The sequence below is a fragment of the Vibrio sp. 10N.261.46.E11 genome (genome assembly GCF_041472735.1).
GTDB lineage: Bacteria > Pseudomonadota > Gammaproteobacteria > Enterobacterales > Vibrionaceae > Vibrio.
Map to the genome: position 1 here is coordinate 65,501 of NZ_JBFRQW010000040.1, position 13,634 is coordinate 79,134.

At 40.7% G+C, this 13,634-nt stretch carries 10 protein-coding genes and 2 pseudogenes; 11 read left to right on the forward strand and 1 reads right to left on the reverse strand.

Features of this window, described 5'->3' with window-relative positions; genetic code table 11:
- The first annotated feature begins 124 nt into the window (after nucleotides 1-124).
- The 4 genes and pseudogenes from AB4407_RS13315 to AB4407_RS13330 all read left to right on the forward strand — a co-directional run.
- Nucleotides 125-286, forward strand: a complete 162-nt coding sequence (locus AB4407_RS13315) for a hypothetical protein (protein ID WP_048664948.1) — start codon at nucleotides 125-127, stop codon at nucleotides 284-286.
- Nucleotides 286-984: a pseudouridine synthase gene (locus tag AB4407_RS13320; RefSeq protein WP_372120889.1), complete on the forward strand. Its 699-nt coding sequence runs from the start codon at nucleotides 286-288 to the stop codon at nucleotides 982-984. The genes AB4407_RS13315 and AB4407_RS13320 overlap by 1 nt, the downstream gene beginning before the upstream one ends.
- 78 nt (nucleotides 985-1,062) lie before the next feature.
- A pseudogene (locus AB4407_RS13325) lies at nucleotides 1,063-1,188 on the forward strand (glyoxalase); the annotation flags it as partial.
- Nucleotides 1,167-1,526 (forward strand): annotated as a pseudogene (locus AB4407_RS13330) (GNAT family N-acetyltransferase); the annotation flags it as partial. The pseudogenes AB4407_RS13325 and AB4407_RS13330, both read left to right, overlap by 22 nt.
- 202 nt (nucleotides 1,527-1,728) lie before the next feature.
- Here the strand turns inward: AB4407_RS13330 and AB4407_RS13335 are convergent.
- Nucleotides 1,729-2,427 carry an autoinducer binding domain-containing protein gene (locus AB4407_RS13335; protein WP_372120890.1) on the reverse strand — a complete coding sequence of 233 codons (699 nt, stop codon included), beginning with the start codon at nucleotides 2,425-2,427 and terminating at the stop codon, nucleotides 1,729-1,731.
- A gap of 267 nt (nucleotides 2,428-2,694) precedes the next feature.
- On the opposite strand from AB4407_RS13335, the gene ribB reads away from it, so the two are divergent.
- The 7 genes from ribB to AB4407_RS13370 are packed head-to-tail and all read left to right on the forward strand — an operon-like array spanning nucleotide 2,695 to nucleotide 13,585.
- Entirely contained in the window at nucleotides 2,695-3,354 is a 660-nt protein-coding gene (gene ribB, locus AB4407_RS13340) for a 3,4-dihydroxy-2-butanone-4-phosphate synthase (RefSeq protein WP_372120891.1), read from the forward strand.
- A 17-nt stretch (nucleotides 3,355-3,371) separates the two neighbouring features.
- Nucleotides 3,372-6,092 (forward strand): 1-acyl-sn-glycerol-3-phosphate acyltransferase, encoded by a 2,721-nt coding sequence (locus AB4407_RS13345; protein WP_372120892.1) that lies wholly within the window; start codon nucleotides 3,372-3,374, stop codon nucleotides 6,090-6,092.
- Nucleotides 6,093-7,604 (forward strand): class I adenylate-forming enzyme family protein, encoded by a 1,512-nt coding sequence (locus AB4407_RS13350; protein WP_372120893.1) that lies wholly within the window; start codon nucleotides 6,093-6,095, stop codon nucleotides 7,602-7,604. It begins immediately after the preceding gene.
- A gap of 16 nt (nucleotides 7,605-7,620) precedes the next feature.
- Nucleotides 7,621-9,993, forward strand: a complete 2,373-nt coding sequence (locus AB4407_RS13355; protein ID WP_372120894.1) for an RND family transporter — start codon at nucleotides 7,621-7,623, stop codon at nucleotides 9,991-9,993.
- Between the two features lie 15 nt (nucleotides 9,994-10,008).
- Nucleotides 10,009-10,818, forward strand: coding sequence for an outer membrane lipoprotein-sorting protein (locus tag AB4407_RS13360; protein WP_372120895.1), 810 nt, complete (start codon nucleotides 10,009-10,011; stop codon nucleotides 10,816-10,818).
- 2 nt (nucleotides 10,819-10,820) lie between these two features.
- Nucleotides 10,821-11,996 carry a hypothetical protein gene (locus AB4407_RS13365; RefSeq protein WP_372120896.1) on the forward strand — a complete coding sequence of 392 codons (1,176 nt, stop codon included), beginning with the start codon at nucleotides 10,821-10,823 and terminating at the stop codon, nucleotides 11,994-11,996.
- 56 nt (nucleotides 11,997-12,052) lie between these two features.
- Nucleotides 12,053-13,585 carry an HAD family hydrolase gene (locus AB4407_RS13370; protein WP_372120897.1) on the forward strand — a complete coding sequence of 511 codons (1,533 nt, stop codon included), beginning with the start codon at nucleotides 12,053-12,055 and terminating at the stop codon, nucleotides 13,583-13,585.
- The last annotated feature ends 49 nt before the right edge of the window (nucleotides 13,586-13,634 follow it).

A 13,634-nucleotide genomic window follows, 5' to 3' on the forward strand; every position in this document is an offset into this window, starting at 1 on the left:
TACGGGCCGGGAGCTTGGAATTACGGCGCTTAAAATCAATTTATCTATGTACCACCACTCCAATCAAAGCTGTAAACAGTGATACAATTTGCGTCTCTCACGTAATTCAAGCAAAGGCATCAAAATGAGAACCGTATACACCACCGAAGGCAACATCAACGCAAAGAAACAGAAAGACGCTTACCCAAAGTTGGCGCTATGTGACAAGTGTGTTGGTGGCTATGTGGTTATCGAGCAAGGTGAACGAACTTACAAGCCTTGTGCTAAATGTGGTGCCGACGATTAATGCGCCTTGATAAATACCTATGTAAAAGCACTGACCTAACCAAGCCTGAAGCGATTGAACGCATCCATAATGGCGAAGTGAACGTAAACAGTGAAACAGTCACCGATGAATCGACTCAGGTTCATGAAAGCAACACTATCTTGTTGAATGGCACGCCGCTTAAATTGCGTGAATTTCGATACCTTTTAATGCACAAGCCAGCGGGTACTATTTGTTCGAATGTCGATGAGGTTTATCCTTCGCTGTTCAACTACATCGAGGTAGACAAAGCATCAGAACTGCACATCGCAGGCCGCTTAGATGCCGACACCACAGGCTTAGTATTGATTACCGATGATGGGCGCTGGTCATTCAATATCACGCTGCCAACCAAGTCATGCAAAAAGGTGTACCGCGTGACATTGTCACGAGATGTCAAAGACGATGTCGCTGACAAGTTCAAAGCGGGCATTCAATTGCAGGGCGAGCAAAAACCGACGCGCCCCGCAGAACTAGGAGTGATAAGCCCGAAAGAGGTGCTATTGACCATTACAGAAGGTAAGTTTCATCAAGTGAAACGAATGTTTGCTGCAGTAGGGAATCGAGTTGTTGGCCTACACCGTGAACAGATTGGTGACGTTCGTTTGGATGTTGAAGCAGGCCAGTGGCGTTATCTAACTAAAGCCGAAGTCGACTCATTTCAACAAGGCTCTGAATAAGAGATCTGAATAAGCGCCGTAACCACTTAAAGCGTTAAGGGTGTCAGCACCGGAGTATCAGTACTATAAGGATGTAGGATGGAAAACCTAAAAGTCTCAGAAATTAAGTCTTTCGTACCCGCGAAAGACTTCGATTTATCCAAGCGTTTTTACCAGTCAATCGGCTTCGAGCTGATGTCTGATATTGGGCTTCTGGAATTCCTAGAGTGACTTTAGAGAAAGCGATCTCGAATTCATTGTGCTTTGGTGTGTTTGAGGAAAATGGGAATCAAGTTGGTTTCGCAAGACTCATCACAGATAAAGCTACATTTGCCTATTTGGCCGATGTCTTTGTTATTGATTGCTATAGAGGTAAAGGGTTGAGCAAATGGTTGGTTAAGACAATTATTGAACATCCTGAAGTTCAGGGTTTAAGGCGTTTAATGCTGGCTACCAGCGATGCGCATGGCTTGTATTCGCAATATGGCTTTAGAACTCTTGAGAACCCAGAAGTATTGATGCAAATTTGGCAGCCAAATGTGTACCACGATCCAGTGGAATAACCCGCAATTCAAACAGACTGCCAGTTTCAACTCGGTTTGTGACTGGTTAAATGAGTTACTTATTGTTGATAATTACTTAGGTTACCATTTAGATCAGTTGGGAAGAGTTTGAGGTAGAAAACGGTTCGTTAGCTGTAGAAGTCGAGAATAGATTGTAAATCAATGGTAGTTCTCCCTAGTCTGCCTTACCGGTCTTTGTTGCCTAGATTATCTTTAACCTAATGCCTTTAGCTACGGCTTGGGTGATCGTTACACAATCAAATTTGTGCCTAATCGTTTTTATATAACTTCTAACGGTATGCTCGGAAATTGAGAGTATCATTGCTATTTCAGAATTACTTTTACCAATCGAAGAATAGTGGAGGCATTCTTTCTCTCTTGATGTTAATTGTGGGTTCTTTGTCGATGAGCTATAAAATTCTTTAGTGATTTTATCATGTAGTGCTGGCAATACAGTTTCAAAGGTTGGCTTGACCACTTCGATATAACTGACCCAATCGTTGTGTTCCATATTAGAGTTTAGGCTCAGAATCGAACCAATACCTACGGCATCTTTATGTACGAAGCTATACCCAGAATGTCCAATTCCAAACTTTTCTGCTTTCTCAAATAATAAAATCGACTCAGGCGTTAATGGCACGTCACTCCAAAGCACGGTTTCTTTAGTCTTTGTTATGTGGTTAAAGACAGGGTCTATTTTGAGGTAATTGTTTAACAGGTATTCTGCAATCCATTCCTTTGGGTATGTCGACCGAACAAAGAGGTTATCCAGTATTTGATGCGGGTTAGTGATCAACTGAATAGTTGTGTAGTTGTGTTCAAATAGCTTCTCTACTACCTGAATGGCCTCTTGAGTGTTCTCAGATTGTTCGATTTGGTTGATGATGCTCGCAATTGACATTAATTTTATTTAAACCCTGAAACTGCTAAAGAATATTCAACTGATCGTACATTATTTCTGCGTGTATTAGTTACCTCTTGTAGAGAAAGTTGAAATGTGTCGCGTTATTTTCTAGATGTGGATCTTATAAATTCAATGAATACAACCCCCTAAATTTAGGGGGCTAACCTTGGCACGTCGCAAGCGGGGATACCGCAAATTGTCTATTTATACGATTATTTCCTCAGACCAGAAAGAAACATAAATACTAATCTTAAGGAAATAATAATGACTAACGTACTATCTCTAGACCGCCAGCAAATCATCCGTCAAGCAATCGAAGAATTCCGCAATGGTCAATTTCTTCTTGTGTCTGATGACGAAGGGCGTGAGAACGAAGGTGATCTAATTGTTGCTGCTGAACACGCAACTCCCGAAGCTATCAATTTTATGATTACCCACGGTCGCGGCTTAGTATGCCTTGCCATTTCAGAAGAAATAGCAAAGAAGAAGCAGCTTTCACCTATGGTTCAGGATAATAAAGACCACATGGTGACTGCATTTACAGCAAGTGTAGATGCGACATTAGAGTATGGAGTTACCACTGGTATTTCCACATGGGACCGCGCAAAAACGATCGAAGTTATCATTGGTGATGAATACAGTCCGCAAGCACTTCAAGCCCCCGGTCATATGTTTCCGCTTGTCGCAAAAAATGGATATCTTGCGACTCGCCAAGGCCACACTGAAGCTGGTGTTGAGCTATGTCGACTCGCTGGGCTTGAAAACGAAGCCGCAGTGATTGTAGAGGTTATCTGTGAAGATGGTGAAATGGCTCGACGCCCTGATCTTATCGAAATGTCTAAAGAATTCGGAATTTCTTATATCACTATTGAAGAACTATGCCTCTACATTGAACAGGTTGAAAACACTCGAGCAGCAGCATAACAACGGAGGAGTGTTCCATGTTAGCTATTTTAGGTAAAAGAACTAAACATTTTGTTCGCATGGCTTTTCAACAAAGTTTTTTTCGCGGGCTGATGCTTTATATAGATAGTAAATTGGAAGCACACTTAAATGGTTTTGTCGGTTCTGTAAATATTCCGAAAGATGGACCCGTTATCATTGTTCCAAACCATCAAAGTTATTTCGATGGTTTTGTGATAACAAACCTCTTTTGGAAACTAGTAGACCGACAGGTGAAGATTCCCACCAATGTAAAGGCATTAAAGAATCCGCTAGTCAGGGAGGTTCAAGTTGCTGGCGGCGCGGTCCCAATCGATCCCAAGAACCCGGATAAGACATATGCCACGATCACCGAACTGTTAAATAGTGGTAGAGCAGTAGTCATGTACCCCGAAGGCACCCGATCTGACGGACAGTCACTGCATGCATTCAAATACGGAGCGTTCAACTTAGCGGTAGAGCACAGTATCCCAATCCTACCAGTAGCAGTCAGTAACTTTTCAAGCGTACTGCCTCGTGGAAGCTTAAAGTTTTCAAAAGGCGCGAAAGGCCAAATAACTTTTGGCGAGCTTATTCGGCCGAATGATGAACGATTCAAAGGTTATGAGCCAAAAGACGTAGCTCATCTGATTAAAAGTGAAGTGTATGGCTGGATCTATAGCAAGGCTATTAACCAAGAGGGCAGTCATTTGGTTAATAGGGAAATTGAAAGTGTTTCATCTAGAGTGAACGATGAGCTTGAGCTTCTTTTAGATCAGAATGTTGAATTAATCTCAAAAAATGATGTGAAAAGAGTATCAAAGATTGGGGAAACTGCGCGGACTCTACCTCAATCGAGTTTTGACATGAAGCTTCAGGAAGTCCGATTAGAAGGCTTTCGATTAAGCACAATGCCCAAAGTGGTAGCTTTGTTGAGGTTGAGAAAATACACAATGATGCTTAACCATTTATTAAGAGAGGACAAATATCATCCTTATCTTAATTATTGTAAGGGGCTTTTGAACCAAAAATTGCCGGCATTCTATAGGAAGGAAACTTTGCGTGATGAACTTAAATACTTTAAACGCGCGTACCTTTACTCAAATCAATACGGGTATCCAGTAGAGCGGTTCGTACACGGTTTAGCAAGCTCATTATATACGAACGGTTCAGCTGATAAAGCCCTTACTCTATTGAAGCATTCTTTTGAAAACCCGGAACAAACGGACGTGATTCGTCAACTAAGGCGAAGGGACAGAGGGCTAGGACTAATGAAAAAAATTGAACGTGAGTTAAAACAGGACTCAAAGAACTCAACAAGACCACTACAAGGGTTCGAATCATTTATGGCTCAATCAAGAATCTCTGATGTTGTCATAGGACAGCTTGAAGGCATCGAAAGTTTTGAGCAAATCCGCGAAGCTGCAGTAGCCCTTCACAATCGTCACCCGAACCTTCGAGCTAAAGTAATGTGGCCAGACGGTCACAATGCCCGACCAGTATTTGAGTTCTTGCCTGTCAATCCCGAAAAGGTTCACGTTGTTGAGCGATACTCACATGCAGTCAATGAACCTAACTCAACACCGTTTTGGAAGTTAGTTGCAGAAGATGAAGTTAATCATACATTTGATTTATCTGGTGGTTATATGTACCGAGTTACATGGCTACCAGAATCGGGTCACATCATAATCAATGTACAGCACTCGCTGGTTGATGGAGGCTCCTTGATGAACCTGTTGAGTGAATTTGTGGCTCATTGCGGGGGACAGAACCTTGGGAAGCCGCTACTTCCAACGCCTTCAGCGCTAGAGGTTTCACCTAATATTGGCTTGCTTGAAAATATACTTGGAACGCTACATAGGGAATCATTCTTACGTGCTCGTAGTAAATTTAATACTTGGGCAGAAATTAAGCCTCAGGGGCGTTTACAGCCAAGAGAAAAATTGAAAACTAACTGTTTTTTCGCAAAAAGCTCTAAGGATATTTGTCAAAACGTAATCTCAGAATGCAAAAGCCAGGGTGTGACGGTTGGAGGGGCGTACGCAGCGGCTGTCCAGTGTGCAGTTTTGCATTTTTCCGGTGCTAAGTTAGGTGTTAAAGACAGATTCACGCTCCCTATGGACTTCAGTCTTCGTCGATATTTTGAGGGTGACGAAATTAGTTCCGATGCAATTGGCTATCTATCGGGAACTGGTGCATCTGACGTGATGGTGAATCCAAAAGATACATTTTGGGACCTGGCAAAATCATTTAGTGAAAGTGCTAAGTCAGAGGTCGATATGAAATCGCCATTAATTTTCCATAAAGTTTTCGACAAATTTTGGAACTCTGAGAAAACATATAAAAAGTACAACTTAGATTGTGCTGAGAGTGGTGGAGCTGGCGCGACCGTAACAATGAGTAATGTTGGTCGATACCAACACGATACGCAAATTGGAAAGGTAAAACTTACGAGTATCTATGGGATGAGCGCCTCGCAGAAGGCTGGAGCAATGCTTTATTGTTGGCTTCGTTCAGTAAACGATAAGTTTTATTATAGCTTTACGTCTATCAACCCGGCTCTAAGCCGAGAATACTCGGCAGAATTCTTCGGTTATGTCGTATTCCTTATGAGCTATTCAACCTCTGAATCGGCAAAGGATAAACCGATAAAGAAATACATTCCTCTGAGCGCTCAAATTTACAAAGACAATAATTTTGTTGCTGAAATTACTGATCACAGAATCGATATGGCGGCCTAAATGAATAACCATATTTTAATGGATCAATTTGAAAATTTTTCCGAACTAATCGCAATTCAACATAAAGACCGTTCTCTTAGTTATCAAGATCTGTTTAACGAAGCTTGTCGCATAGCGAACGGAGTCGACAATCTTAAAGTTAAAGGGGGTGTTGGAATCATGCTTCCAAATATTCCTGAGTTCGTTTCAATAGTTTACGGTTTGCTCCTAGGCGGTTATGTAGCGTCACCAATCAGCGTTCTCTTAACGCCAAAAGAAATCAAACATATTGTTGAAGACAGTAATCTAAGCTTGATTTTCGTCCATTATTCACACGTAACAACTGTAAAAATGGCTATTAAGGATTGCCAAATAAAACCGGAGATTGTGGTTGTGGGCAACACAAGCGACGAGCACAACACATTCGACTCGATTCTTGGTGACATTGAGTACAGAAATTACGCTGATGACTACAACCAGCACAGCCTTACCATGTATACGTCTGGAACAACGGGCTCGTCAAAAGGTGTAATGATGTCCAGCAAAGCATTATTTGCACAGTCACAGATGCTAAAGACCGCATTTAACGTAAAGCCCAATGATCGAATTTTATGTGTTTTACCTTTGTTTCACGCGTACGGCTTTAACGCGTTGATTGGCACGGCGTTAATGTCTGGCGCAACGATAGTACTTCACGACAACTTCAAGGTCCAAGAGTGCGTAAATAGCCTCGAAATGGACAAAATCACACTTTTTGCAGGTGTCCCAACCATGTATGCAAAAATATTAGATTTCTGTAGAGGCAATATAGACGATATCAAGTTCTCTCACCTTGAAACTTGTCTAACAGGAGGCGCGCCGCTGGATGTGCAACTTCAAAATGAGTTCGAAACTGCGTTCTCAACCCAAATACATGAAGGCTATGGACTTACGGAGACTATCGTAAGCGTGTGCAGTAATAGAAAAGGAAATCGAAAAATTGGTTCGGTAGGTCGTCCTTATCAAGGGGTCACTGCGAAAGCTGTAGATTTACAAGGAAAAACGTTACATGCCGGAGACGTTGGAGAACTCGTATTTAGATGTCCAAATATCATGCTTGGGTATATGAATCTTCCCAAGGAGTCCCAAATCGTATTGAAAGATGGTTGGCTTTACTCGGGCGATCTCGGGTACATCGACGAAGATGGTTTTTGCTTTATCGCAGGTAGGCAGAAAGACCTAATCATTAAGAGCGGATATAACATTTTTCCAAGGGATGTAGAGGACGTAATTAGAGCGGTAGATATTGTCAAAGATGTGGCTGTATTTGGTGTACCCGATAGGATTCGAGGTGAAACAGTTGTTGCGTCGGTAATACTTAAACCAAGCAATAGCAATAGTGAAGCTAGACCTCATATAGAGCGCGCACTCAAAGCCAGTCTAGCGAAGTACAAGCACCCAAACGACTTAGTCTTTCTAAAAGAGTTTCCTATAGGGCACACAGGGAAAGTGACTAAAAGCATCCTACGTAATAGCTATTTGAACCAGACATAGATGTAAAGGATATAACATGAAAAATTCTTATAAGGACAAAGAAAACCACGAATTTCCAGTTTACTCAATGAAATTTGTCAACGTTCTTGCTGCAAAACCCGTATTAGTAATGATCTTAAGTTTACTTATAGTTGCGTTCACGTTTGTAGGCCTTGGTCGTTTAAGTGCTGACTTCACTCATGCCGGTTACTTCCATAAAAATGACACATGGCTGGTGGAGTTTGACAACTTTGAACAAACTTTTGGTAATGATGACTCAGTCATTATCGCAGTAAAAAATGATGATGGGCTATTTAACAAAGACTCGATCGAATTATTACAACATTTAACCAATGAAATGTGGCAGTTACCCGACGTAATTAGAGTGGATTCAATTACAAACTATCAACGTGTATATGCTGAAGGTGATGACATCAATGTTGAGCCCCTTGTGTCAACTCTAAAATCATACACAGAGAACGATATTGCAGAACTGAAGAGAATCGCTAAAAAGGATGAGATTCTAACTGGCTATCTCTTATCTGAAGACACATCGATGAGTCTGCTTGTCGGTACTCTGAGGCCAAGTAATGGTAAAGAGTTAGATATTAAACCCGTTGTCACCGCTGCGCGCGATTTACTGGCAAACACTATTCTGGAAGGGCACGAATTTCATTTAGTTGGCGCACCTTTAATTGTTCAGTCATTCGCCGATGCGTCAGAAGCGGACAACGCTAAGATTATTCCAGCGCTACTGTTCGCATGTATTGTCATTATGTACTACGTGCTTCGCAACGCATGGTGTGTGTTCTACGCGATGGTAATTGTCGTGTTTTCATCTATAGGCAGTCTTGGCCTGGCGGGTTGGTTAGGAATCCAGATGACTTCAATTACAACTGTACTTCCGCAGATAACTATTGGTCTAGCTGTCGCGGGGTGTATCCACATCTTAGTGACATATCGTATAGCACAACAGAGTTATTCAGACAAAAATACAGCAGCAAAGTACGCGTTGACTAAGAATGTTAAGCCGACTCTACTTACCGCATTAACCACTGCGATTGGATTTTTGAGTTTCAAATTTTCTGACATAAAAACCATTGCTGACCTCGGAATTGCGGCTTCAGTTAGCGTGTTATATGCGTGGACGCTGACCTACCTAATGCTTAGTTCTCTATTGTTTATCTTGCCATTTGGTTACAACAAAAAGCAGCCACTTCAAGTTTCAAAAAGTACAGTGAGTAAGTTTGTAAACAAAGTATCAAACAATAGAAAAGGTGTGTTGATTGCATATCTAGCGTTTGTCATTGCAAGTGTTGCGGCTACGACGATGATTAGGGTCGATGCAGATCCCATTGGATACTTCGCAAAGGAGCACGAACTACGTAAAGGTGTGAATGAAATTGACCGAACTATCGGTTCGGCAAGAAACATTGAAATTATGATCAATGCGGGCTGCGAAAACTGTGCACAAAAACCAGAGTTCCTGAATAAAGTCGATGAATTTGAACGCTTTATTGAGAGCCGTAAAGAAGTCGCTCAAGTTGTATCAATTGTCGACATTCTTAAATCGACAAATAGAGCATTGAATTATGGTGATGACAGCAGTTACCGTTTGGGTGAAACGCAGCAAAGTATTGCTCAACAACTTCTATTTTACACCATGGGCTTGCCAAAAGGGCTATCTGTCGATAATCGAGTTTCTAGCCACAACGATGCAATTCGACTCACTGTTTTTTGGAGAGTAGACAGTTCTGCAAAAGCGCTTGAAGAGATTGCGATTATCAATGCCGAAGCTAAACGTCTCAATCTAGATGCAACTGTTACTGGTAAGTATTCATTGTACCAAAGACAAGAAAGTTATGTTGTTAGCTCATTTCTATCGTCAGTTGGCATTGCGTTTTTACTCATAACAGCCGTACTTTGTGTCGCTTTTAAATCTTGGAAACTGAGTCTTATAGCGCTTTTACCAAACCTAACGCCGCTGTTAGTGGGAGGGCTAGGTCTTTGGATAATGGGGGAGAACCTAAATGTAGGAACCGTTCTGGTTGTCAGTATCACCTTGGGTATTGCGGTGGACGACACGTTACACATTATTACTGAATATCAAAGACAAAAGTTAAAAGGACAGTCACCTACTGCCGCATTCACACAAGTATTTAGTGAAACTGGTATCGGGCTATATGGAACAACTCTAGTACTTGTATTTGCTTTCGGTGCGTCACTTCTTTCTACCTTTGCTCCATTCCAAGTCTTCGGGATCTTGGCTGCAACCGTGCTTGTAACAGCATTAGTGATCGACCTGACGGTTCTTCCGGCAATAATGCTTCGAAAACCGAAGGGACAAGTAATACAAAAAGACGATCAAGTACAGGAAGACAAGAAATTCGAAACAGTTAAACAACAATGAAAATGGTGGGTGATCATGAAACTTAAACAATCAAAAACTGTATTACTGATGGCTATTACGACGTGTTTGTCAACTTTTTCAAATATTGCTATATCAGATGATACAAGTGAATATTCTTTGAATGCAGAAGAGGTAATGAACCTGAGTCGTGAATACCAGCGCGGTTTAACAAACTCAATGTCTACCGTTACCATGACTATTAAGACACGAGATAGTCAGATTGTCCGCATAATGGAACAGTACATTCTGGAATCAGACAATGCCGGAAATAAAACCATAAATGTGTTTTCACAGCCAACGGACGTTAAAGGTGTATCGGTATTAACACATACAGCAATGGACGGGAACGACCAACAATGGCTTTTTCTACCAAGTATAAATAGGACAAAGCGAATTTCATCATCGAATAGAGATAGCTCGTTCGTAGGAAGTGATTTTGCATTCGAAGATTTATCTTCACTTGAATTAAGTAAATATAAATTTGAAAAAGCTAGCACTGTTGAAGTGTCCGGTCAGAAACTAATTAAAGTGGCTTACAAACCCAAGTACAATGGTTCTGGATACTCTCGTATTGAAACATATTTAGATGGTTCAAATTATCAGCCGAAATTCAACAAGTACTTTAATAGTCGTGGTGAACATTCAAAAACCTTGCACTTAAGCGATTATGTTTCATATTCAGAAGGAGGAGCTTGGCGGCCACATGTTTTAAAAATGGAAGACCATATAAAAAACAGTGAAACTGAGATAGTGTTTGAAGAGTTCACGACAGACTCTACTAATAAAAGTAGCTTCAGACCAAACTCATTTAATCGAGTGCAATAATTATGGGGGCAGATATTTCAAAAATAATTTCTTTATTTGCTCTTGTATATGGATTTAATGTTCATGCAATGAACTTACACGGATTTCTAGGCATCGACGTCGTTGATTTTGTAAATACTAAAAAAACTACGGATGAGACTATCAGTGCAGTGGGGGAGCTGAGAAGTAGAGGGGAGTTGTCTGAAAATCTAAATTATGATCTTAGATTGTATGCTCAGAAAGGGATAAACGAATACACGGAAGGTTATTTCGATCCAACTATCGCAAAAATTAATTGGGTAGGGGATTCGTATCAAATTGATGTTGGTTATGACCTTGTCTATTGGGGAGTGACAGAAGGTATCAATGTGATAAATATTGTCAACCAAAGAGACCAGATTAGGGACTACTTCCAAAAGCAAGGGCTAGGTCAGTCGATGATAGCAGCGTCCTATTTTGGCGATATGGTCACTGTTGAGGGGTATATTCTACCGCGATTTGAAGAGCTGAATTATGGCGGGACGCAACGTCCCTGGGGGCTTGGATTACCGGTCGATGCGAGCCAAAGTACTTATGAGTCAAGCAAAGGTAAAAAGCACACAGACTACGCGGCTCGTATGTCTGGGATGTTAGATGACCTAGAGTTTGGATTTGTTTTTTTTAATGGGACATATCGTAAGCCAATCTACAAAGTAGATGGAGACATAGAATACTTAGCACCACACTATGTATTAGGTAATACACTCGGTCTTGATGCTCAGTACATTCTCGACTCCAACATATATAAGTTGGAGTTAGGATATTTCAAGCCCAACTCCTACGGTTCATATGTCAGCACAACTTTTGGTGTTGAAAGAGCATTAGGCTCATCTTGGTTCGGTGAAGGTGAGTCAACCGTTTATGCTGAGTATTACTATGATAGTAGGCAAGATGACAGAACGGTAGCTTTTCAAAATGATATTTTCTTGGCTTATAAGTATACAACTTACAATGCATACGATTTAGAAACAACAATTGGAGGCATTATTGATACTCGATATGGAGGCGTAATTGGAACGTTAGAAGTATCGGGTAAGTTAACAAGTGATATTAAGTTGTCTTTTGAGTGTGTCTATTTTAACTCATCGAACCCAAACGATGCGCTGTTTTATAGCAACGATTTTGACCAATTTTCATTTAATGCTCATTGGTACTATTAAGTCTCAATTTAATAAATAAAATATAAGTCTAACATTTTAAACAAGGAAGTTTTGTAATGGGTGAATTAAAAAGTACCTCCAATTTAGAATTCAAAAAAATGTCAATTTCATCTGGTAAATTTAAATGTGTGATTTTTGATCTATATGGAACTCTGATCGATTTTAATACTAGGCCCTTGCTTAGGGAATTTTCTAAAATTCTTGGTGTGAAAGCTTCTCCAGTTAAGCTTAAGGCAACATTAATCGAATGTTTTGAAAGTGATGATAAAGCGTTGGAAGGTTTTATCGAAGCGTTAATTGGACGTCGGTCAACTGCAGAGGAATACTCTAAATGTCGATTTGCTTTAGAGAGCCATTTATCAACAGCAAAGCTCACTAAGGGCGCTAGATTATTACTAAGTAATCTAAAAGCTCGTAATATTAAAATTGCACTATTATCGAATGTCGCCCAAGTTTTTAAAAAACCATTTTTTGAATTAGGGCTCGCTAAGTACTTTGACGTAATAAATTTTTCTAGTGATATAGGTACTAAAAAGCCAATGGCTAGTGCTTACATCGGCGTGACTTCGGAACTTGGCCTACTTCCCTCTGATTGTCTATTTATTGGCGATGACGTTAAGAGTGACTACGACGCGCCAAAATCTTTAGGGATGAACGCTATTAATATTGGTAATGGACGTCGTGATGTATACGTTAATTGTCTCAGTGAGTTGGTTTGGCTTACCACATCATGCACTCCGCTTTTGAAAATAGGTGCTGAATACACGATAGATGATCAAAACTTCATGGTTACTGACATTGAACTATTGTCAGAAGAAGAATTAGGACGCTACAACATTGTCGCAAGAGTTTATGGGCATGACACTAATAATGTAAAGAAACAGTGGTACGTCAAAAGATACATAGATCCAGCAAGCGCTTACATCGAAGAAACTGCCCATCGAATAATGTGTGCAATAGGAGCGGCAGCACCACGAGCTTACCTATTAGAGGGTGAGGAGCCGCTACTCTTTAGCTCTCCAGCTAAGGGGGAGAGCTGGAAAGATGGTGACTATAATATCGAGGTCGCAGAACAAGTAGGTATACAAGCCGCCGCAGCATACATCCTTTCCAATGCGGATTGGCGTCCAAGAAACACCTACATTCAAAAGTCTACATCTAAAGTCACATCCATCGATTTGGAACATTGCCTATTTGACAGAGTATTAGGCATTAATCTCGAAGGTTTTGATGGGACAAAAAAAGAGAGTATAGACAACTTAGGGCTTTCAACATGGGCTCATACTAGAACAAGAGTTCTTTCATACTCGGCTATTCGAAGAGCTATCAAGTGCTTTACACAAACCGGCAATCGAAATACATCAGAATTCAAACAGTTTCTTAAAGGTTGGGATAAAACCTTTAAGCAAGCGATAAGTAATCGACGATTAATTAGAGATATCTTACAAACAAAGATGAATTCTCAACAATTAGTGATCGGCACAAAATCACACCGAAGAGCATTCGCTAATGTTGATTTACATGACTTTCTCGAGCGCATTGAGTTGGGCCATCGCGTAATGCGACTTAAGGAAACATGGGACAACTAATGATGAGCTACCTAACAAACAACAAATATGAAATTATTGAAACTGATAA